19 protein-coding genes are annotated in these 22,065 nt (G+C 52.0%); 13 read left to right on the forward strand and 6 right to left on the reverse strand.

The window, feature by feature from the left end:
* Nucleotides 1-71: 71 nt before the first annotated feature.
* Together CIP100161_RS03125 and CIP100161_RS03130 are read left to right on the forward strand one after the other, a co-directional pair.
* Nucleotides 72-917, forward strand: a complete 846-nt coding sequence (locus CIP100161_RS03125) for a bifunctional methylenetetrahydrofolate dehydrogenase/methenyltetrahydrofolate cyclohydrolase (RefSeq protein WP_155871806.1) — start codon at nucleotides 72-74, stop codon at nucleotides 915-917.
* Nucleotides 910-1,236: a DUF3017 domain-containing protein gene (locus CIP100161_RS03130; RefSeq protein WP_155871807.1), complete on the forward strand. Its 327-nt coding sequence runs from the start codon at nucleotides 910-912 to the stop codon at nucleotides 1,234-1,236. Before CIP100161_RS03125 ends, CIP100161_RS03130 begins: the two co-directional genes overlap by 8 nt.
* A 135-nt stretch (nucleotides 1,237-1,371) precedes the next feature.
* Here the strand turns inward: CIP100161_RS03130 and CIP100161_RS03135 are convergent, their stop codons facing one another.
* The 3 genes from CIP100161_RS03135 to CIP100161_RS03145 all read right to left on the reverse strand — a co-directional run bounded on the left by CIP100161_RS03135 (nucleotide 1,372) and on the right by CIP100161_RS03145 (nucleotide 4,411).
* Nucleotides 1,372-2,484, reverse strand: coding sequence for an HNH endonuclease signature motif containing protein (locus CIP100161_RS03135; protein WP_155871809.1), 1,113 nt, complete (start codon nucleotides 2,482-2,484; stop codon nucleotides 1,372-1,374).
* Between the two features lie 209 nt (nucleotides 2,485-2,693).
* On the reverse strand, nucleotides 2,694-3,797 hold the full coding sequence (metX, locus tag CIP100161_RS03140) for a homoserine O-acetyltransferase MetX (protein ID WP_155871811.1): 1,104 nt from the start codon (nucleotides 3,795-3,797) through the stop codon (nucleotides 2,694-2,696).
* Between the two features lie 62 nt (nucleotides 3,798-3,859).
* Nucleotides 3,860-4,411 (reverse strand): hemin receptor, encoded by a 552-nt coding sequence (locus CIP100161_RS03145; protein ID WP_155871813.1) that lies wholly within the window; start codon nucleotides 4,409-4,411, stop codon nucleotides 3,860-3,862.
* 192 nt (nucleotides 4,412-4,603) lie between these two features.
* Between CIP100161_RS03145 and CIP100161_RS03150 the strand changes: the two genes are divergently transcribed.
* The 5 genes from CIP100161_RS03150 (at nucleotide 4,604) to CIP100161_RS03170 (ending at nucleotide 10,531) form a co-directional block, all read left to right on the forward strand.
* Nucleotides 4,604-6,397, forward strand: a complete 1,794-nt coding sequence (locus tag CIP100161_RS03150; RefSeq protein ID WP_408609461.1) for an HtaA domain-containing protein — start codon at nucleotides 4,604-4,606, stop codon at nucleotides 6,395-6,397.
* A 10-nt stretch (nucleotides 6,398-6,407) separates the two neighbouring features.
* Nucleotides 6,408-7,469, forward strand: coding sequence for a heme/hemin ABC transporter substrate-binding protein (locus CIP100161_RS03155; RefSeq protein ID WP_155871816.1), 1,062 nt, complete (start codon nucleotides 6,408-6,410; stop codon nucleotides 7,467-7,469).
* A complete protein-coding gene (locus CIP100161_RS03160; protein WP_155871818.1) occupies nucleotides 7,453-8,505 on the forward strand; it encodes a FecCD family ABC transporter permease in 1,053 nt (350 codons plus the stop codon). The genes CIP100161_RS03155 and CIP100161_RS03160 overlap by 17 nt, the downstream gene beginning before the upstream one ends.
* A 20-nt stretch (nucleotides 8,506-8,525) precedes the next feature.
* Entirely contained in the window at nucleotides 8,526-9,359 is an 834-nt protein-coding gene (locus CIP100161_RS03165) for a heme ABC transporter ATP-binding protein (protein WP_155874511.1), read from the forward strand.
* 194 nt (nucleotides 9,360-9,553) lie between these two features.
* Entirely contained in the window at nucleotides 9,554-10,531 is a 978-nt protein-coding gene (locus CIP100161_RS03170) for an HtaA domain-containing protein (RefSeq protein ID WP_155871820.1), read from the forward strand.
* 104 nt (nucleotides 10,532-10,635) lie between these two features.
* On the opposite strand, the gene CIP100161_RS03175 is transcribed toward CIP100161_RS03170, so the two are convergent.
* Both CIP100161_RS03175 and CIP100161_RS03180 read right to left on the reverse strand, forming a co-directional pair.
* Nucleotides 10,636-11,952 (reverse strand): O-acetylhomoserine/O-acetylserine sulfhydrylase, encoded by a 1,317-nt coding sequence (locus CIP100161_RS03175; RefSeq protein WP_155871822.1) that lies wholly within the window; start codon nucleotides 11,950-11,952, stop codon nucleotides 10,636-10,638.
* A gap of 252 nt (nucleotides 11,953-12,204) precedes the next feature.
* Nucleotides 12,205-14,418, reverse strand: a complete 2,214-nt coding sequence (locus CIP100161_RS03180; RefSeq protein WP_155871824.1) for an NADP-dependent isocitrate dehydrogenase — start codon at nucleotides 14,416-14,418, stop codon at nucleotides 12,205-12,207.
* 213 nt (nucleotides 14,419-14,631) lie between these two features.
* Between CIP100161_RS03180 and CIP100161_RS03185 the strand changes: the two genes are divergently transcribed.
* The 5 genes from CIP100161_RS03185 to CIP100161_RS03205 all read left to right on the forward strand — a co-directional run bounded on the left by CIP100161_RS03185 (nucleotide 14,632) and on the right by CIP100161_RS03205 (nucleotide 19,651).
* Complete coding sequence (locus tag CIP100161_RS03185) at nucleotides 14,632-15,888, forward strand: MFS transporter (RefSeq protein WP_155871826.1); 1,257 nt, start codon at nucleotides 14,632-14,634, stop codon at nucleotides 15,886-15,888.
* A gap of 10 nt (nucleotides 15,889-15,898) precedes the next feature.
* Nucleotides 15,899-16,804, forward strand: coding sequence for an exodeoxyribonuclease III (locus CIP100161_RS03190; RefSeq protein WP_155871828.1), 906 nt, complete (start codon nucleotides 15,899-15,901; stop codon nucleotides 16,802-16,804).
* Between the two features lie 155 nt (nucleotides 16,805-16,959).
* On the forward strand, nucleotides 16,960-17,139 hold the full coding sequence (locus CIP100161_RS03195) for a hypothetical protein (RefSeq protein WP_155871830.1): 180 nt from the start codon (nucleotides 16,960-16,962) through the stop codon (nucleotides 17,137-17,139).
* Between the two features lie 179 nt (nucleotides 17,140-17,318).
* On the forward strand, nucleotides 17,319-18,362 hold the full coding sequence (gene trpS, locus CIP100161_RS03200) for a tryptophan--tRNA ligase (protein WP_155871832.1): 1,044 nt from the start codon (nucleotides 17,319-17,321) through the stop codon (nucleotides 18,360-18,362).
* 128 nt (nucleotides 18,363-18,490) lie between these two features.
* Nucleotides 18,491-19,651 (forward strand): YhjD/YihY/BrkB family envelope integrity protein, encoded by a 1,161-nt coding sequence (locus tag CIP100161_RS03205; protein WP_155871834.1) that lies wholly within the window; start codon nucleotides 18,491-18,493, stop codon nucleotides 19,649-19,651.
* 105 nt (nucleotides 19,652-19,756) lie between these two features.
* On the opposite strand, the gene CIP100161_RS03210 is transcribed toward CIP100161_RS03205, so the two are convergent.
* Nucleotides 19,757-21,016 (reverse strand): D-alanyl-D-alanine carboxypeptidase family protein, encoded by a 1,260-nt coding sequence (locus CIP100161_RS03210; protein WP_155871836.1) that lies wholly within the window; start codon nucleotides 21,014-21,016, stop codon nucleotides 19,757-19,759.
* Here CIP100161_RS03210 and CIP100161_RS03215 point away from each other — a divergent pair.
* Complete coding sequence (locus CIP100161_RS03215) at nucleotides 21,015-21,962, forward strand: hypothetical protein (protein ID WP_155871838.1); 948 nt, start codon at nucleotides 21,015-21,017, stop codon at nucleotides 21,960-21,962. The genes CIP100161_RS03210 and CIP100161_RS03215 overlap by 2 nt on opposite strands.
* Nucleotides 21,963-22,065: the final 103 nt, after the last annotated feature.

Here is a 22,065-nt window from a genome sequence, read left to right on the forward strand (position 1 = left end):
TTTAACAATGGACCTGCGGTTATAGGAAGGAGTCGTCGATTCTTTCCTCAACACATGCAATAATCAAGGCCGTGAGTGCTATCAAACTTGACGGAAACTTGTACCGCGACGAAATTTTTGAAGATCTTAAAGGACGTGTCAATTCTCTCCGAGAGAAGGGAATTGTGCCAGGTCTTGCGACTGTTCTTGTCGGCGATGACCCTGCCAGCCATGCCTATGTGCGTATGAAGCACAAGGATTGTGAAATTGTTGGTGTGAAGTCGATTCGTAAGGATCTTCCCGCTGACGTGACTCAAGAAGAGCTGTTGGCTGTTATTGATGAACTGAATGCTGATCCTGAGTGCACTGGTTACATTGTGCAGCTTCCATTGCCAAAGCACTTGGATGAGAACGCCGTGCTAGAGCGCATCGATCCTGCGAAGGACGCCGATGGTCTGCATCCAGTGAATTTGGGTAAATTGGTTTTGAATGAGCCTGCTCCGTTGCCATGTACCCCTAATGGTGCAATTCATCTGTTGCGTCGTTTCGGAGTTGAGCTAGATGGTAAAAAGGTAGTCGTAATTGGACGTGGTGTAACTGTTGGGCGTCCTATTGGTTTGATGTTGACGCGGAGAAGTGAGAATTCTACCGTTACGCTGTGTCATACGGGAACTCGTGATCTTGCTTCGGAAACTCGTGAAGCTGATGTCATTGTTGCTGCTGCGGGTAAAGCACACATGTTAACGGCCGATATGGTCAAACCGGGTACTGCGATTCTTGATGTGGGAGTATCGCGTGTTGACGGCAAATTGCTTGGCGACGTTCATCCTGATGTCTGGGATGTTGCAGGTGCTGTTTCTCCAAATCCTGGTGGAGTCGGACCGCTGACTCGTGCTTTCTTGATTCGTAACGTAGTAGAGCGTGCTGAGCGTGCCTAGGCTTTCGCCTTTTGACAATCCACATGATGTGGGTAGGAAGGAATCGCCGATTCCTTCCTACCTCCAGTACATCGCAGTGGCGGCGTTTGTAGGAATTGTTGTTTCTTCTGGGATTTTCGCTTTTACAGAGCACTGGAGACGCGCGACATTTGCATTGGGCGTGGCGCTGTTGTTTTTGGTTGTCCTTCGTGTTGTATGTGATTCGAAAATTCTTGGTGTATTGGCGGTTCGATCCGTAATTTTCGACGTTGTTTTCAGCCTTGTAGTAGGCGGAATGATGGTGTTTTTGTCCTATTCGATCGATTCTTTGGGATCGTGACGGGGTAGGGAAACCGCATAGTTAACTGAGCGCTGTGAAGTTCTAGTTCTTTGCAGCGTTTTGTCTTGGCTATTGTGAAAATTTGTCTACGAAAAGTGGGAAAACCACAAGGCGGAATGCGTCGAAACGCGTGGTTTAAGCAGATTGGTTTCGTCTGGTGCGGATGCGTTGTTGTTCGTGGCGTTGCCATGTTTGGCTGAACCTGTGTTTAACTTTTATTCCTCCAGGTTGAGTGGTTTTTGTTGCTCCGTTGCGGAAATGAAATGTTGCGATTCGGTTGGCGTCGAGGCTGTAGTGAATGCGTTGTTCGGTTTTGATGTTGTGGTGGAAGCGACATAAACAGGCGAGATTTGCGATGGAGGTTTCGCCGCCTTCGTCATGATTTATTACGTGGTCCAGATCGCATTCGAGGGCATCGACGGTGCACCCTGGATATCGGCAGTGACGGTCGAGAAGCATGACGGCGGCTCGAATCTCTTCAGTGGGTGTGTAGCTGTGCGTGTGGTCGTTAAGATCGATGGTTCTTTGCGAATCAATGGTGATGCTTTCTTCTGGGATTGTGCCGGCGCCGACCATATACAGGTGGCCGGTTCCGGTTTTGAAGGTATTGAGCACGACTTTTGTGCGAGCTTTTGAACGGATGAGCTTCATAAAAGCGTCAACGGGTTCGTCTTCGTGCTGCTTTTTCATTAAAGTGCGGATTTCGACAGCTTCGGCATCGGTGATATGAATGCTTAACCGCGTGTGTCCATTGAGGTTCCGTTTAAAAGTAGCGCTTCTTTTTTGCTGATCTTGTGGCTTTTTGGCTGCCGAGGGATCAATTGTTGTGATGTAATCGCGAAGTTGTTTGCTGAGGGTTGCGACTTGCGGAATCACTTGGTTTTCTACCTTGGGGGTGAAATAATCGGTCAGGTGGGCGTCGACACGTGCAATATATTTCGGCTCAATAGCCATGACTTGTCGTTCGATGGCTCTTAGCCGCGTCATCGTAATATGGTGGTGCTTTTCGACGCACGCGCGCAGCCTTGGGAAGCGTCGTAGCATTTCACCGACGCGAAGGTTTTCCTTTACTTCGCGCCGTGACAAACTCATTCGAGCAGCTATCTCGTCAATTTGTGTGTGAAAATCTCGGAACTTATCAGGCTCCACGGAAAGCCAAAAATCCACTTCAGCCTGGTTGAGCCGAATCAGGTGTCGTGAAAATGGATCGTTCATATCGGTATGAGCAAAACAAGCCGTAGTATTCATAAAAATTCCCCCAATGTTGATGAATACTCCGAGATTACGTCAGTCTTCACAGCATGCACTGCCAGCGATGCGAGGTTGTGGATAACTATGCTTTTCAGGTCTTTCGACGCTTCCAACTGCCATATCTCTCCAAGATTTACGGGTTGGTTACATACGTTATCCACAGATGGGATCGTGGTGGTTGCAGTTTATCTAGATCTGTGATCGACTCAGCGCTCTAGTTTGGTTCGGAAGGAATCGTCGATTCCTTCCGAAAGTTCCATGAAATGTCTTAGGATTCGATCCATTTGTCGGAATTCTGTGAGGAAAGCATCGTGGCCCACCGGCGAGCTGATTTTTGCCATAGCAAGTAGATTTCCTAGATTTCGGGATAGGTGTTCTTGCTGGTGATAGGGGTAAAGAATGTCGGTATCAACGCCAGCGATCATGATGGGAACTGTGATTGCTCCGAGTGCTTTGTTGAGGCCGCCTCGCCCGCGCCCGATGTCATGACGATTGAGCGCTTCGGTGAGTGCGACGTAACTACCTGCATCGAATCGTTGGGCGAGTTTGATGCCTTGATGTTGAAGGTAGCTTGTTACCGCAAAACGCTGATGTGGATCTCGGTAGGGGCCGAGCGGATTTTCATCGTGTTGTGCAGAAGTGCCGAAGCGTTCGTCTATTTCTAGTTCGCCGCGGTAGGTGAGGTGTGCGATCCGGCGAGCAGCGGCGATTCCTTCCCATGGTGCGCGACCACTGTAATAATCGCCGCCGTTCCAGTTGGGGTCGAGTTCTATGGCACTGATTTGTGCAGATTGAATACCGATTTGCCAAGCGCTTGCGCGTGCTGAGACTGCTATGACGAATCCAGTCGTCATCATGTGCGGGTGGAGTGCAGCCCATTCGAGGGTGCGTGCGCCTCCCATGGATCCGCCGATGATTGCGTGAATTTTATTGATGCCGAGGTGGTCGAAAAGTTGTTTTTCGGCATTGACGAGGTCACGGATGGAAAGGGCTGGAAACCTGGATCCCCATGGTTTTCCGTCGGGATGCGGACTGCTCGGTCCAGTGGAACCTTTGCATCCTCCGAGCACGTTGGTGCATAGGATGCAGTAGCGGTTGGTATCGAGTGCTTTGCCAGGGCCAATCAGTCCGTCCCACCATGAAATAGCGTTAGAGTCGCCGGTCAAAGCATGTTCGAGAACGATGAGATTGTTGCCGGTGTAGTGGCCCCATGCTTGGTAGGCGATGGTGGCGTCGTGAAGCGTCGCTCCGGCTTCGGTGTGAAAGTCTCCGATTTTTTGGTGCGTGAGTGTCCCTGTGGTGGTGAGCATGACTCCGACCTCTCGTGGCAGTGGATAATCGAGTTCATGCTACATGGACAGCTCTGTCTAGTCTATTGTTGTTGGCTAAATTCCGCCGTTTGAGGGTGGCTTGATCGTTTGGAGGCTTGTCGACGTCTACCGGTGGGCTGTTGTTTGTGTGAAGCAATACGACGGCGATTCCATAGCGGGTGTGCGCCGGGAAGAAACCAAACAATGATGGCGGAAAGAATCGACACGCCTGCTGCAAGATATGTTGTTTGCGACGGTGGCGCCCACCATAAAGTGGCTAGGTTGATTCCTATGATGACCAGCCAACATAGTGCCATTGCGATGATGGTGGCGTTGGCATTGTGATGTGTTTCTGCCCATGGTTCGTTGGGGAATCGATTTTTTGCTTCAGTGCGGATTTTTCGTGACGTTTTTTGTGAAGGCGCGATGATTGCGAAAAGAACCAGTCCAAGTCCTGCTCCTGCAATGATGAGATCGCCAAAGGTGACTCCAAAGGAAAGGATTCCGACGGCAAGTGCCATGGAGATACGTTCCCAAGTTGTGAGGGGGAGGCTGTGGGCGGGGTTGATATCGGGGTAGAGGCTCTGAAAAGCGGAGGTTGATTGAGGGTTCATTGCTTCTTTCAAGAGTTTGATGGGGAGCTGGACTAGAAAGTTAGGTAAGTGTAGCCTATACATGTTTTTGGGTGTAGAAAACTTGCAATGTCGTCTGTGTTTTCAGACGGTGCGCCGAATCTCACCTAGTGGGCTTATGCATAGAGCCCTTCGACAAACCGAGCCTCCCCTCTATTCGGCGGCCAGAAAGAAATGAGGAGTCCCCGTACCGTGACAATTGAAAAAAGATCTCTAGGGCTAATGGCTGCTGCCGTGTTAACGCTGGCACCGCTTGCTATTAGTACCGCCCCGGCGCAAGCGGCTGATAGTAATCAATGCTCTTTTAACTGGGGAATTCGTCAAAGTTATCGCCATTACATTCTCAAAGGTGCTGCTGGTAAAACGGGTGGCCAGTGGGCAACACAAGGTATCGGCTTTAGCGGGGACAAAACGGGTAACGACGGAGCTTTCAATTTCACTCCTGGAAAAGCACGTATCGACGGCAATAGTGCTACCATCCCTTTTCCTGGGCTTATCAACTTCAAAGGCCATGATCACGGGTCTGGGGTCTATCTTCTCGATATGACTTTTTCTGACTGGAAGGTCGTAACCCACGGCTCAACAGCAGATATTCTTGTCGACTATGTTTCCTACGATTCCGACATGTCCAATACCAAGGATCGCGGGCCAAAAATCACAGGAGACGACGTCGTTCTTGCCACTATCAAGCTCAATACTCCCGCGGATCCAGCATCGGGTGCCATCGACTTAAGCGGCAGTACAACGCTGAGCCCTGAAGGATCCAAGCTCTTTATCGCGTATGACGCTGCTTCTCCGCTTGATCCAACTAGTGGCATCGTTGCTCTCGACGGAAGCTGCCCATCGCCCATTGGATCCAACTCTGATGGCAGCGGTCGCAACGGAAACAAAAAACGTAGTGTCCAATCCATTAGCGGAAACTTCACAGGTTTTAATAAAGAAGCCATGGCAATTCTTTCCGAAACCAATGACACCATGAACGCCATCACTATCTTCATGGATAACACTGGCGAGTTTCTTGATGAGCTCGATGAATTTAATCGTCGAGGAACAAAACCTACCGACAATGCTCATGCAAAGTCACCAGAGTCGGCGACGGCGAGCTCCAACATTTCAGATGCACCTCGAACGTCTCCTCAAACGCAGCGAAGCGCTGGCCCGATACGAGGCTCTTCGGAAGGAATCGCCAATTCTTCCCCTAAATGCGATGCATCATCTCGAGGTGTTACTCAAGCTCATGCAGCGTGGGGCTTGAAAAAATCGTTTCAGTCTTACATCACGGGTTCTATAGCAAAGGGACAATGGAACCTTGATGGTGTTGGTTATTCCAACGGAGAGTTCACCTTTGCTGGTGTTTCGGGAGCAGTGAACCCCCAAGCAAAATCTGGATCGGTAAAATTTGGCGGAACGATGCGTTTTAGTGGTCATCACGGCATCTTGGACCTCAATATTTCCAATCCAGAAGTTGTTTTCAACGGTGCTACCGGAACTTTGTTCGCCCAGGTTCGTTCGTCTGATATGGAAGGCAAGAAGTCAGATTATGGTCGAGTAGCTATCGGCAATCTTACTTTTAGTTCTTTGAATGCTTCTGAAACCGCTGTTAGCGGTAAAGCCACAATGACATTGCATCCGGATGGTGCTGGCGCATTCGCCGGCTTCTATGATGCTGGTTCTGAACTTGACCCGATCACTTTTGATGCCCAGCTTGGTGGAGCAGCAGATTGTTCTGCTGGAGCACATGCAACCGCTGTTCCTGCTTCAGGTGGGAAGGAATCGACGATTCCTTCCGGAAAATCTGAAGGGGGTACTTCTGCGGGCTATGAGAATGGCGCTAAGAATTTCAAGATCCGTTCCGCAGCAACGGATGATTCCGGTATTGATCCCAATATGTATGTTCTGCTCGTGATCGCTGCGTTTGTTGTGGCTGGCGGAAGTATGGGGCGCCTAGTTGTTAATAATCCGGTGTAGGAGATATGAGATGAAATCTTTGCTTCGTGCTTGTATGGCCGTAGTGTGTGCGTGCGCATTGGTGAGTTGTGGTGTTCAGGGCACATATGATTCGACGAAGGATCTCCGAGAGTCATTGCCCAAGGCTGGTGACGTCAAGGATCCGCGTACTTTTACAGGTGTATCTGATGTGCGTGATTTTGATGATGTGCAGCCTGTTTCGGAATCCGTGAGCCCTTCGTTGCCTGTACATCTCACGGATGCTGATGGTTTTGATGTTGAGGTTACGGATGTTTCTCGCATTATTGCCTTGGATATTTATGGCACGTATACGAAGACTTTGGAAGGCTTGGGGCTCGCTGACAAAATTGTTGGCAGGACTGTGTCATCGACAGAGAACGTGCTTAAAGATGTTCCTGTTGTAACCGAGGGTGGCCATAACATCAATGTTGAAGCTGTGTTGAGCTTGCATCCGTCATTGCTGATCGTTGATCATTCGATTGGTCCGCGTGATGCAATTGATCAGATTCGCAATGCTGGCGTTACTACTGTGGTGATGGAGCCAACTCGTACGATTGACTCTGTTTCGGAAGATATCAAGACGTTGGGTGGCGTAGTCGGACTTAGCGAAGAAGCGTCGATTCTTGCCGAACGTAGCGTTCATGAGATTTCTGCGGCTCGTGAGGCGATTGCCGCGATCGCTCCTTCTGATCCAATGCGCGTGGCATTTTTGTATGCGCGTGGAAACGGCGGTGTGTTCTTCATCATGGGTGAGGGCACAGGTGCGAAGGATTTGATTGAGGGCGTTGGTGCGAAGGACATGGGCGCTGAGTACAAACTCTCTTATGCTGAACCTGCAAACGCTGAGGCTTTGGCAAAGATTAATCCTGAGGCGATCATCATGATGACAGCTGGTTTGGAATCGACTGGTGGAATTGATGGTTTATTGGCGCGACCAGGTGTGGCGCAGACGATTGCTGGAAAGAATCGTCGAGTCATTACGATCCCTGATGGGCAGTCTTTGGCGTTCGGCCCGATGACTGGTCAGACGCTTCTTCGCACGGCACAGGCTTTGTATGATCCACAGGTATAGCAAGCGTAGCGACGACGTGTTCGTTCTTCGGGCGCGTCGTCGAGTGATGTTGTTTGTTGTCTTAGTGGCGTTGGTGATGGCATCAGTTGTTACGTCGTTGGCGTTGGGCCAGTACTATGTTCCGCTTCGCGACTTATTGACGATTCTTGCTCAGCCTGATTCAAGCAGCTTGATGCATAACGTTATTTGGGAGATCCGTCTTCCTCGGATTGTGTTGGGTTTGTTGGTTGGCGCATGCCTTGGTGTGGCTGGCACTCTCATGCAAGCCGTTTTTGCGAATCCACTTGCGGAGCCGTCGATTATCGGGGTTACTTCTGGAGCAGGTGTGGGTGCAGCTGCTGTGATTGTATTCAATGTGGGAATTTTGGGTACTTTTACTGTTCCTGCAGCAGCATTTTTGAGTGCGGTTGTTGTGACGGTCATTATTTATCAGCTGGCTCGGCATCAAGGTAAGGTCGCGATCGTCAATTTGATTTTGACTGGTATTGCCATTAATGCTGTGTGTAATGCATTGATTTCTTTCCTCGTGTATCTCGCACCTACGTCGAATCGTGAGGAGATTGTTTTTTGGCAGATGGGTTCGCTTAATGGTGCACAGTGGAAACATGTGTGGGTAGTAGCACCTATTGCGCTGGTAGGAATCGTCATGTCCTCCCAGATTGGTAAACAACTCGATGTTTTAGCTCTTGGAGAACGAGCAGCTGGTCATACCGGTATTAATGTTGGGCGTTTACGAATCATTGCTATTGCAGCGTCGACGATTTTGACTGCGGCAGCTGTGTCGTTTGCTGGATTGATTGGTTTTGTTGGTTTGATTGTTCCGCACTTACTACGGAGTATTTCTGGCCCAGAGAATCGTCTACTCCTTCCAGCATCAGCGTTGGCGGGTGCGGTATTGATCGCGTGCGCGGATGTTGCTGCGCGCACGATGATTCCGTTCGCAGATTTGCCGATTGGTATCTTTACGGCACTTGTTGGGGGCCCAACATTTTTTGTTTTGTTACGTCGAATGTTGAAGAAAGGCTCTGTCCATTGAGTGCTGATGATCAAAGCAACGTGCAGCCTGAGTCGTTGGTCCGTGTCCGTGATCTATCGGTCTCTGTAGGGCAGAAGCGCCTACTGTGCGATATCAATTTTGATGCCTATGCAGGTGAAGTTACAGGTCTTATTGGTCCGAATGGTGCTGGTAAGTCCACGTTGTTGGCTGCATTGAGTGGCGATTTGGATCGTCAGTCGGGAACGATTGATATTTGTGGTTTTGATCCCGTGGATAGTTCTGCGTGTGAACTGGCTCGGGTACGTTCAGTCATGTTGCAGGATGTGAGCGTATCGTTTCAGTTCTTGGTGAGGGACGTTGTCGCGATGGGACGTCGTCCGTGGGAAGGTACGGATCGCCAAGAGTTCGATGACAGGCTTATCGACGCCGCGTTATCTGCCACGGATGCCGCACATCTTGCCGGTCGCGATATTGTTACGCTTTCTGGTGGTGAGCGGGCCCGCGTTGCGCTTTCTCGGGTACTCGCGCAGCAAACTCCGGTGGTTATGCTCGATGAGCCAACGGCCGCTTTGGATATCAGTCACCAGGAGCAAGTTCTCGGTTTGATGCAGTCGATAGCCCGACGTACCGGTATCGCGGTGATTGTGGTGCTTCATGATCTCAACGCAGCCGCTGCGTATTGTGATCACATTGTGTGTCTTGCTGACGGGCGCATTGTTGCAGATGGTTCAGTTGCTGACGTTTACACTGATGAAACCCTTTCGTCTGTTTATGGTTGGCCTATTCATGTTGATGTTTCGGAAGGAATCGTCAATTCCGTCCAGCCTTTACGAGGTAGAACTACTCAAAATCAAGATGATTTTGTAGAACTGTCATTGCAGTCGTTGGTCTAGTGCTTCGCTTGTCGACGTTTTCCTCTATTTCATGGTGATGTGTCGTTTCTGTTTTCAGAAACGACACTTTTATTTTTGTCGAAGATTTTTGGGGGTATGACGTGGGGTTATTTCCCTAACGCAATTGAAAGTTAAGGCAAACCTTTGTAAGGTACGCCTTGCCTTTATTTACCTTTAGGAAGGAATATCCCTCTATGTTGAAGCGTTTCGCCCTCCCCGTTGCTACTGCTGTGGCAATGACAGGTTTTCTTGTTCCTCAATCTGTCGCCGCAGAACCAGCAGCTACATCCCAGTGTGAGATGGTGCAGGTTATTGAAAGTGGCACGCTGAAGTGGGGTGTGAAACAGTCCTATCGTCATTACATTCTTAATAACAAGCTGGCTAACGGTAATTGGAAAGTCGCCGGAGATGTTAAAGAAGTCGGAGAAAAGAGGGGGAAAGACTTCTACTTTGAGGTTCCCGTTGATCCGAAGGCATCGAACCTCGAGATCAAAGGCAATAAAATTGTAGAGGCTGAAATTAATACTAAGGATTCAAGTATTGTTTTTGAAGGGCATCACGGTTCCCTTTATTCGCAATTGCATAATCCTTACGTGATGACCAAAGACGGTGCTGTGAAAGCAGGCGTAAGTTACGTCGGATACTACGTTCCAGGCAAAAATATGACTGAGTACAAGGAGTCTGATCGTACGGAAGCTAACAAGCGCTCTGGACGTGACACTTTTGGTCAAGGGATAACAACGGGTTGGTCCCTTAATGGGGACGCTGCAACCCTCAGTGGAACCAGTATGCGCTATGTTCCGCAGTCTAAGACTAAAGGTAATGTGATTGATGGTGTCGATGTCATCTTTATGGGGCAATATGACGGTGACTACAACTCTGACCTCGACGACGTAAAAGTTGATCTCAAGCTCAAGAAAGTCTGCAAAGACGAAGCGGAAAAACTCAAAGCTGAGTACAAGAAGAATGTAGAGCTTGCTAACCAGAAGGCTGCTCAACGCCAGTCAGCGGGCCGCACGGTTGGGGAGTCCACTTCGACTGCACCGACAAGTTCTACTTCCGGTTTTAACTTGACGACGCTCTGGAGCACCATTTTGGGTATTTCTGGTATTGCAGCTTTGTTGGGCATCTTGTTCCAAGTAACTCAAAAAGCTGGTTGGATTCGTTTTTAAAGGAAGGAATCGGCGATTCCTTCCGGTAATTCTCCTTTTGAGAACGTAAAGGGGGCTGCTGTCATTAGTAACAGCAGCCCCCTTTTGTATGCTCAGATCTCGGCTTAAATGGCGTCGAGACCTGCAGTGAGATCGGCGATGATGTCGTCGATGGATTCGATTCCGACGGATAGTCGGATCGTTGCTTGATTAATTCCTGCGGCAAGAAGTGTCGATTCTTCCGATTGCGAGTGTGTGGTGGTCGCTGGGTGGACTACGAGGGAACGTACGTCTCCGACGTTGGCGAGGTTCGAGTGTAATTTGAGCGCGTCGATAAAGCGCCATGCTTCGTCTTTTCCACCTTTAACGTCAAAGGAAAGTACGGACCCGGTGTAGTCGAATCCGAGTTTTTCTTTGACTGGATACCAGGGGGAGTCAGGAAGACCTGCGTAGTTCACTTTCGCAACTTTGTCGTGGTTTGCGAGGAATTTTGCTACGGCTAATGCGTTTTCGTTGTGGCGCTGTACTCGTAAAGAAAGTGTATCGAGTCCCTGGGCGGTGATCCATGCATTGAGTGGTGACGGGGCTGCGCCGGTGTCGCGCAGAAGTCCGACGCGCGCCTTAAGTCCGAAGGCTGGGGCACCAAGATCGGAATACTTGAGACCGTGATAGGCGGGGTCTGGGGTGACAAAGTCGGGGAAGATAGGTTCGCCGTTGCGTGTGACAGTCCAATCGAAGTTTCCTCCGTCGACAAGCACTCCGCCGAGTCCGGAACCATTTCCAGTGTAGAACTTGGTAAGGGACGCCACGACGACGTCCGCGCCGAGTTCGAGTGGGCGTACAAGGGCTGCGGTAGCGAGGGTGTTGTCGACGACCAGTGGTACTTGATGTTTGTGGGCAACCTCTGCGACTGCGGGAATATCAAGCACGTCTGCTTGTGGATTAGCGAAGGTTTCACCGTAGAGTGCGACTGTGTTGTCTTGAATTGCAGCCTCCCATGAGGCTGGATCGTCAGGATTTTCTACGAATGTTGTTTCAATATCCAAGCGTGCCAAGGTGACAGCGAAAAGTGTTTCGGTACCGCCGTAAATGCGGGGGCTGGACACGATGTGGGAACCCGCGCGTGCGATGTTGAGGATGGCGGCGGTTTCGGCGGCCATTCCGGAAGCGAAAAGTACGGCGTGTACGCCACCTTCGAGGTTAGCTAGGCGTTCTTCGACAGCCGCAACTGTTGGGTTGGTCAGGCGTGAGTAGACCGGACCTGCGTCGGAAAGATTGAAGCGGTTCGCTGCGTGTTCAGCATCGTTAAAAACATACGATGATGTCAGGTAAATCGGTAAGTTGCGGGCACCAGTATCACTATCGACGCCCTGCCCTGCGTGGATGGAGCGAGTCTCGAAACCCCATTCGCTGGCGTTGGAATTATCGTATTTTGTTGGCATGAATCGTCGATTCCTTCCCTAAGATGTTTTCGTTGCAAGCAACGCTAGGGTGACGCCAGAGAAAAAGAAACCGCTCGGTCTATAAAATTCTAAAAAGCCCATTTCAGATAGTGAATAAAAATGTAGACAAAGTGGTGTGCATTTGGGGGTAGTTGGTTGCGGTGATCGCAGAGAAAACATGGGGGAAGGGCATAGAAAATGGGAAGGAATCGACGATTCCTTCCCATTTTCTAGCTATAAAAGAGCGCGAGTTTACTTCAGTGCATCGATGATGTCGTTGAATTCTGCGACGGGGCGCATGACTGCTGCGGTCTTGGCGTCGTCAGGCTGGTAGTAGCCGCCGAGGTCTACTGGTGTGCCTTGGAGGTCGATAAGCGCTGCTGCGATGGTGTCTTTGTTTTCCTCGAGCTGTGCGGCGACAGGCGCGAAGGTTTCGGCTAGCGCGGTGTCGTCGGTTTGGGCTGCTAGTTCCTTGGCCCAGTTGAGGGTGAGGAAGAAGTGGGAGCCTCGGTTGTCGATTTCGCCAACCTTGCGTGATGGCGAGTAGCCCTCGTTGAGGAGGGTTTCGGTCGCGCGATCGAGGGCGTCGGCAAGGATGCCTGCCTTGGTGTTGCCTTCGGTGTTGGCGAAGTGACGCAGGGATTCTGCTAGGGCGAGGAATTCGCCGAGGGAGTCCCAGCGCAGGTGGTTTTCTTCAACGAGCTGCTGGACGTGCTTTGGTGCGGATCCGCCGGCGCCAGTTTCGAAGAGTCCGCCGCCTGCCATTAGTGGCACGACGGAGAGCATCTTGGCGGAAGTGCCGAGCTCGAGGATTGGGAACAGGTCGGTGTTGTAGTCACGCAACACGTTGCCGGTAACGGAGATGGTGTCTTCGCCGCGGCGGATGCGATCGATGGAGAACTGAGTTGCCTCGGTAGGGCTCATGATTTGGATGTCGAGGCCCTCGGTGTCGTGATCAGCGAGGTACTTCTTTACCAAGGTGATCAGGTTGCGGTCGTGGGCGCGCTCTGGATCGAGCCAGAATACTGCTGGCATGCCGGAGAGGCGGGAGCGGGTGACGGCGAGCTTGACCCAGTCTTGGATTGGGGCATCCTTGGCCTGGCATGCACGCCAGATGTCGCCTGCTTCTACGTCGTGCTCGATAAGGGTTTCGCCTGTGGCATTGACGACGGCTACCTTACCGTCTGCTGCAATCTTGAAGGTCTTATCGTGGGAGCCGTACTCTTCGGCTTTTTGTGCCATGAGTCCGACGTTGGGCACGGTGCCCATGGTGGTGGGATCGAATGCGCCGTTCTTCTTGCAGTCTTCGATGACGACTTGGTAGACGCCTGCGTAGGAGGAGTCTGGGATGACTGCGAGGGTATCTTGTTCCTGATCGTCCTTGTTCCACATGTGGCCTGCGGTGCGGATCATGGCTGGCATGGAGGCGTCGATGATCACATCGGATGGGACATGGAGGTTGGTGATTCCCTTGTCGGAGTTGACCATGGCAACGTCGGCACCTGCTTCGAGGGCGGCGTCGAAAGCTGCCTTGATCTCGGCACCATTGTCGAGGGAGTCGAGTCCGCTGTAGATTGCGGCAAGGCCATTTTCGCCGTTGAGGCCAGCTGCGTTGAGTTGGTCACCGTAGGCGGCAAAGACGTCGGCAAAGTAGGCGCGGACAACGTGTCCGAAGATGATGGGGTCGGATACCTTCATCATGGTTGCTTTAAGGTGGGCGGAGAACAAAACGTTCTCATCCTTGGCGCGCTGTACCTGCTCGGCGAGGAAGGCGTCGAGAGCCTTGGCGGACAGGAAGGTGCCGTCGATGACTTCGCCTTCGAGAACCTTAAGGCCATCTTTGAGGATGGTTTCGGTGCCGTCGGTGGCGATGTGCTTGATGGTGAGGGTGTCTGCAGCAGGCATGATGACGGACTTCTCGTTGTGGCGGAAGTCGTTTGCGTCCATGGTGGCTACGTTGGTCTTGGAGTCAGCGGACCAAACACCCATCTTGTGAGGGTTCTTCTTGGCAAAGTTCTTCACAGCGATGGGGGCGCGGCGGTCGGAGTTGCCCTCACGAAGTACTGGGTTGACGGCAGAGCCCTTGACGGCATCGTAACGCGCACGGATGTCTTTTTCCTCATCGGTGGCTGGGGAGTCTGGGTACTCCGGAAGTGCGAAGCCCTGTGCTTTGAGTTCTGCAATGGCTGCTTTGAGCTGTGGCACGGATGCCGAAATATTAGGAAGCTTAATGATGTTTGCTTCTGGGGTCTTGGCCAGCTCGCCGAGCTCTGCAAGTGCGTCGTCGACCTTCTGATCCTCGCTGAGGTAATCAGGGAACTGAGCAAGAATACGGCCCGCGAGGGAAATATCGCGAGTTTCAACCTCGATGCCGGCGGTGGAAGCGAAGGCTTCGACGACGGGCTTCAGGGAGTACGTAGCAAGCAACGGTGCTTCGTCGGTGCGGGTGTAAATGATTTTCGCCATGAGTCTCCTCGTTCATCAGGTATTCATTGGGCTCGTAGTACAACCGACAAGAATACCTGTTACCCAGCACTTTTTCAGTCTTCAGCTGCAAAAAACGCCCTTAGCTGGGCTTTGAGTATGGGGCAGCGGGGGTAAAAACAGTACAAGCGTCCTGTTTCACGGGTGTTGTTGCGCGCTACAACGTGGGGTATGGGGGACGCTAATCAGGGAAACATGCAAACGCTGTTAAGGTATCTCGTCGTGCTTGTCAACCACCTCAATCAAAGAAAACCTGTACCTCGTCAAACAGAGATCACTCATCGTCACCGACTCATCGCCATGTTGGCGTTGGCGCTCGGCGGATTTGGTATCGGTGTTACCGAATTCGTCTCCATGGGCTTGCTTAGCCTCATTGCCGAAGACTTCAATGTGGCGGAGTCTACTGCCGGTCACGTGATTACCGCCTATGCGATGGGCGTGGTCGTCGGTGCGCCCGTCATCACCGCTTTTACCGGAATGATTCCGCGCCGACGTCTACTGATTTTGTTGATGATTGCCTTTACAATCGGCAACGCGTTGACAGTCTTTACCACTTCTTATCCTGTGCTGATGGCTGCACGCTTTTTAGCTGGCTTGCCGCACGGTGCGTTTTTCTCCGTAGCGGGCCTTGCAGTGGCGTCGATGGCCCCTGAAGGACAACGTGGCCGCGCCCTCGCTTTTGTCGGCATGGGATTGCCCGTGGCAACTGTGGTCGGTGTACCCGCTGTTCAAGCTTTGGGATTTGCTACCACGTGGAAAGCCGCGTACGTGGTGGTCACCATCATCGGTGCTATTACCTTGGCATTGTTGTGGACCCTCATGCCGCACATGTCCAAGATGAAACCCACGAGCCCACTCACAGAACTCGGTGCGTTAAAGAATGGCCAAGTCTGGGCATCACTGCTGATCGGTTCGGTGGGCTTCGGCGGAATGTTTGCCGTGTATACCTATATTTCTTGGACAATGACGCAGCGCGCGGGTGTGCCTGAGGCGCTCATGTGGATCGTGCTGATGGCGTACGGACTTGGCATGATTGCGGGCAATTTTATCGGCGGACGCCTTTCCGACTGGAGTGTGGAATACGGAATTCTTACTGCCCTTATCTGCATTGTGCTCACCTTGGTGAGTTTCTACTTCACCAGTGCCTATGCGTGGATCGCCATCATCAACTTTGCTCTTGTGGGTCTTTCCGGCTCGATGCTCATTCCATCTCTTCAGATCAGGCTCATGGATGTTGCAGGTCGTGCGCAGACCCTAGCTGCCGCACTCAACCACTCGGCGCTTAACATCGCGAATGCTTGTGGCGCACTGCTTGGCGGTGTGGTTATCAGCGCAGGATATAGCTATTCTGCTCCTGCTCTTGCTGGTGCTGCTTTAGGTTGTGCCGCCATCATCATTTGGATTCCAGCGCATATCACGCGCAGTAAACAAGAACGCAAACAGCACAGCTAGGATGACCAGCATGCAAATTACAACAGTTAACGTCAATGGAATTCGTGCTGCCGTCAAGCAGCGTAGCGACGCCAACCGCGGCATGCTTCCTTGGCTAGAACAGTCCGGTTCCGATGTCGTCTTGCTGCAAGAGATTCGTGCTTCGGAAAAAGATTCTCTTACTGCTTTGGCACCTGCCCTCGATGCCGGATGGCACTATGTTGGCGCTCCTGCTGCTGCCAAAGGCCGCGCCGGGGTGGGTATTTTAAGTCGCCAGCCACTGCGTGATGTTCAGGTGGGGTTGGAAGGATTCGTCGATTCTGGCCGGTACATCCAAGCAACACTGTCTGATCCTGATGCAGTTCATGACGTGGTGGTAGCGTCGCTCTACTTGCCTTCTGGCTCTGCCGATACTGATAAGCAAGACGAGAAATACCGTTTCCTTGATGTGTTCGGTCCGTTTCTTGAGCAAGCGGCGCAGGATAATCCGCACATGGTAGTCGGTGGTGATTGGAACATTTGTCACCGCATGCAAGATCTGAAGAATTGGAAAACGAACCGAAAGAAGTCTGGCTTCCTTCCAGATGAACGCGCCTTTATGGATTCGGTATTTGGTGTTTTCCCTGATTCTGAAAGCCAGGTATCCGATGCTGGCGAATGGGCAGGGGCGGTGGAATACACCTCGGAGCAGCGTCGCACGCCGGCTGAAGATCCGAAATGGTTTGATGTGGCGCGTCGATTAGCACCCGAGGATGCTGCCTATACTTGGTGGACCTACCGTGGTCAGGCGTTTGATACGAATGCGGGTTGGCGTATCGATTATCAAGCAGCAACTTCTGCGATGCTGAAGCGCGCGACCCGGTGCTGGGTCGATAAAGCAGCAGCATATGATTTGAGGTGGTCGGATCATTCACCTTTGACGGTGGTGTATTCCTAAACTCGGACCTGGCGTGGCGCCTTATCGCACAGACTGGTTCACAGGCTGTAGACGCGGATGGGGGCTAAGGTCAGACACCTCGTTTCGATTAATTTTGGTTGCGGTAGTACTGTCAGTGCGTCGACGTTGACAATAGAATCAGGAGCAGTTACATCATGCGAATTTCTGGAATCATCGCCCTTGTTGTCGGTATCGTTGCCGTCCTAGGCGGTTATTTCTTAACCGGTAACAATGACGTTGCAGGTATGCTTGGCGGCATCCTTATGGGCATAGGCGGTGCAACGACCATTGGTGGCCTCATCGCTATTGTGGCTCCACGCCCTCGTATACAGTAGGAATTCTGCTCAAAGAATTCTTCCACGGTGAGCCAGAGGCATCAGTCCAGCGCACACTGTCGACCGTCTTCCTTACGATCCATTTGTGGAAACCCACAGCGGATCTGTACAGAAAGACGGTTTTGTATTGCATCAACAGGTGGGGTCGTATTGCTCGTGTGTTGCGGCTGCGCTGTAGGATGTTCTTCATGACTGCAACCGTGCAAGAAAATACGCAGAAGAAGCAACGTGTGCTGTCGGGAATTCAACCAACAGCCGACTCGTATCACCTAGGAAACTATTTGGGTGCTCTGAAGCAGTGGATCGACCTTCAGGACAACTACGAGGCGTTTTACTTCATCCCTGATCTGCACGCCATCACGGTTGATCAAGTTCCCCGTGAACTGCGAGAACGTACCATCGCTGGTGCTGCACAGCTTTTAGCCTTGGGTATTGATCCTCACAAGAGCACCCTCTTTGTGCAGTCTCACGTTCCGGAGCACGCTGAGCTTGGTTGGGTTCTTACGTGCTTGACTGGTTTCGGTGAAGCGAGCCGCATGACACAGTTCAAGGACAAGTCCGCCAAGCGAGGTGCGGATCGTACCTCCGCAGGTCTGTTCACCTATCCCATGTTGATGGCTGCGGATATTCTGCTTTACCGTCCACAGTTTGTGCCGGTGGGCGAGGACCAACGCCAGCACTTGGAGCTCACTCGTACGCTTGCTGAGCGTTTTAACTCTCGTTTCAAGAAGACCTTCGTGGTGCCAGATGGCATTATTCCTGAGGGTGCTGCCAAGATTTATGATCTTCAAGATCCCACCTCCAAGATGAGCAAGTCGGGCTCGAACCCCAAGGGCTTGATCAATCTTCTCGACGACCCCAAGATATCTGCGAAGCGCATTCGCTCTGCTGTGACCGACAACGACGGCGAGATCCGCTTTGATAAGGAAAACAAGCCTGGTGTGTCCAACCTGCTGGTCATTCAGTCAGCACTGACGGGCAAGAGCATCGACTCGCTTGTCGACGCCTACCAAGGCCAGGGTTACGGCGCCTTGAAGGTCGACACCGCCGACGCCCTCGAGGCCTTCGTTACACCTTTGAAAGCTCAGTACGACATGTACATGTCTGACCGCGCTGAGCTGGAAAAAGTGTTGGCTCTTGGCGCCGAAAAAGCTCGCGAGATTGCATCGCGCACGCTTGCAGACGCCTACGAACACATCGGTTTTTTACCGCCAAAGCGCTAAAACGCTGACAATTACAACTTTGCAACGATCCGGCTGCTTCGCCACTATGAGGCAGCCGGATTGCTGTTTCTGCCTATAGTCTGGATGAAGTCCCCAGCTCACAATGATTTAAAAAGGCAGAAATTCTTATGGCGTCTCGAGGCTCAGGAAAAATCTCAGCGAACACCGTTGTGCCCGCATCATCGCGTGCCGCACACCAACGTGAGAGCATTCGCGCCATGTCCACCCGCCAAAATCGCAACAAGACAGACGAGTTCGGCATTGAACGATCAACCGCCGACGACCCCGGGATCGTCGACAAGCTGCGTCTTAAGTGGGGGTGGTTTGACCATCTCATGCGTATGAATGAGCGGTACAGCCAAGAAGGCGGTAACCAGTACTCCGCGGGCATTACTTATTTTTCTGTGTTGTCGATGTTCCCAATCCTCATGCTGGTGATGGCCGCGGCAGCAACTATCCTTGCTCGCCAGCCAGAAACACTGCAGCAATTACAGGAAAGAATCACCGATTCTGTCGACGCTTCCATCGCCGACACTCTCAAAGAAATCCTCGATACCGCCATCAGTCAACGCGGTGCCATGTTCGGCATCGGTGGCCTTACCGCCTTGTGGTCCGGTCTAAGCTGGATGTCGCACCTGCGCTACGGGGCGTCGAAAATGTGGCGCTACCCAGTCACTGGCGATAACTTTGCGAAAACAAAATTCCAAGATTTCCTAGGGTTTCTCGGCCTGCTTGTGGCCATGGGCATCGCGCTGGGCATCACTGCTATCGGCTCCTCCGGCCTGACTACGCAGCTTATCGACGCTATCGAGCTTGCCGACGTCCCCGGTATCTTCCTTCTCACATTCGTCATCTCCTTGGTTGTGGGACTCATCGCCAACTTCTGCGTATTCCTCTGGCTTATCAAATACCTTCCCCGTGGCGAAGTCCCCGCCAAATCAGCGTTGGAAGCCGCAGGCATCGGTGCTGTGCTCTTCGAGATCTTCAAGCAGCTCGCATCGCAATTCTTCTCCAACGCATTAAGCAACCCCGCAGGAGCTACCTTCGGCCCCATCATTGGACTCATGGTTTTGCTCTACTTCATCTGGCGCATCCTTATGTACTGCTGCGCTTGGGCTGCAACCACCGCGGAATCCCTCGCCATTGCCAAACTCGAGCCGCCAGCACCAGCCGTCATCCGCGTTCGCGAAGAAATCCGCACCGGCGGCGATAAAGGCAAAGGCATTGGAATCGGCCTCGCCGGTGCTGCAGCTGCGACTGCCTTGCTGTCACTTTGGAAGCGCAAGTAACTCCCAACGACCCCTAGAATTCGCCTGATTCAACCAAAATAAAAACAACCCCCTAGGTACGCAGACGATGACGCACATCGGCTCCGTACCTAGGGGGTTTCTGTTTTAACCTTCCACACGATCTTCACGTTTACCGAACATCCACGCTAGTGCCCCAAGCACCACCAGCGCTGCCAACGCACCCAGAATCACAAAGCGAGGGGTCGTATCGCGGTTATCAGAAGGATTAGTAAACGACGGGCGTGAGAGTTCTTTTGGTTGCGATTCTTCGGAAGGAATCGTCGATTCCTTCCGAAGAATCGACCCTACTGCTTGGTTTTCGGCGACTTTGTAGCCAGCGTCGATAAGCTTGTTGGCTTGTTCCCATGGACGTCCGAGGTCGATGGTGGTGTCGAGGATGACGGCGGCGATGCGGCGACCGTTGATGTTTTTCGCGCCGACGAAGGTGTGGTGGGCGTCGTCAGTAAAACCGGTTTTACCGCCGATGCCGTGTTCGGTGTTCATGAGGATGCCGTTGTCATTCCAGACTTGGAACGTTGTGCCGGTTTTATCGGCGGGAAGTTCTGAGTATTCCTTTTTCACGGTGTCTGCGAAGACGGGGTTTTGCCATGCTGCTTGATAGATCACAGCAAGGTCGCGCACAGAAGTGGACATGCCTTGGGCATCGAGGCCCGTGTACGAGGCGGCGTGCGTGTCGACGGTTCCCAATTCTTGCGCAAGATCATTGATCTTTTTGATGGTGGTGTCTTCGCCGCCGAGGGCGCGTGCGAGTGCACTGGCGGCATCGTTTCCGCTGCCGAGGAGTAGTCCGTCGAGTAGTTGTTGGACGGAATAGTCGATTCCTTCCACAAATCCGACGGCGGAACCTTCTTGGTTAACGTCGTCGTTGGTAACGGTTACTTTTTTCGAAAGATCGAGTTCGTCGATTGCGACGAGTGCGATGAGGGCTTTGATGACGGATGCTGGTCGGTATCGTCCGTGGGGATCTTTGGTAGCGATGACATCACCGGTGTCGAGATCGAAGACCATCCACGCAGATGCGGTATTGGTGGGTACCTCGAAGCCGGTTGCTTTTGTGATCCCACAGCTACCAAATTCGTTGTCGACAGTAGGAAGAGGTGCGATTGAAGTACGGCCTGGTTGGAGTTTTTCTGAGGTTGTTTCAGCCGATGGTGGAGTAGTGGCGTTGTCGCATTTGTCAGTGTTGGGTGCGGAGGAACGCGGCGCGGGATCAGCTGATGCTGGTGCCATGGATACGCTAAGGACGGTAGGGGTGAATGTTGCAGTGAAGGCGGTCAGCGTGATGAGGGTTTTTGGCACACGTTTCATACTTATGATGGTGCCGTGGCTTAAGGTGTAGTTCATGTATGACACCCCTATTTTCCGTTCAGAATTTAAAGTAATTTCGCATGAGTTGATTCACGCACTACCGAAAGTGATTCTCGGCGAGTCTGGTGACGCTGCTTATATGCAGTCGCGGGTGCAGCAACTGGCGGATGACCACGTGGCATATTTTGAGTGCACGGTGCCGCATGAGGATATTGATCGTGCGATTTCTGTCGCCGAACAAGCTCCTTTTACCGTGGGAGTGGTGGAAAGAATCGACGATTCTTCCCAGTACACAGACCGTTCGCAGACACCTGTCGTCGTGGGCTTTTCGACGCAATCCACTGAGGTAGCCGCTGTTTTGAGAGAGAACCTTGTTCCTTTTGAGCTCGATGGCAGCGTCGCCGATCAGGTTCGTGTGGGTGCTAGTCGCATAGTTCACGGCATTGGTTTGTTTGAGGATTTTCGTTTCGAAGATGACGATATTGTCCCAGGAAAGCTTTCGTCATGGGTTCGCGATCGTGATTATCCAGTACTTGTGGAGCCATTTGCTGATCTTGAAAATGGTGAAGTGGCAGAGCTCGCGGATCATCCGTTGCCGTTGATGTCTAAGTTGGGGTACCGGACAGCATCGTCGATTCTTTCCACAGATCGTCTTTTGGAATTGACGGAGTACTTGGAATTACAGATCGAGGATCTATTCGAGTTGACTCAAGATGCCGTGGCAGTGTCGTTGTTGCCGCAGCCGCTGCGGGTGCAGTTGTGGGAAGAGTTGGTTTTCCCTGTTTTTGAGCAGCTTGGTGAGGATTTTGCTGATGATTTCACAGGAGATGCTACAGAAAGCGCGACTGAGCAAAGCTCTGAGCGTGAGCATGCAGATCATGTGCATACCGATCACCGTCATGGTGAGGTTGCAGGTTTAGAAGGTGTGGATCCGCAGTTTCTAGATGCGATGGGTATTGAATTCGATGATCTAGACCTGTAAGCGACCTGTAAGCGACTGGGATGGGCTTTCCTTTCATAGAAATTTCCCCATGAGTTGGCCTGAGAAAAAGCAGGCACCGACTCATGGGGATTAGTCCAGCCGC

Origin of the sequence: Corynebacterium rouxii, assembly GCF_902702935.1 — a bacterium.
In the GTDB taxonomy this organism is placed as follows: domain Bacteria; phylum Actinomycetota; class Actinomycetes; order Mycobacteriales; family Mycobacteriaceae; genus Corynebacterium; species Corynebacterium rouxii.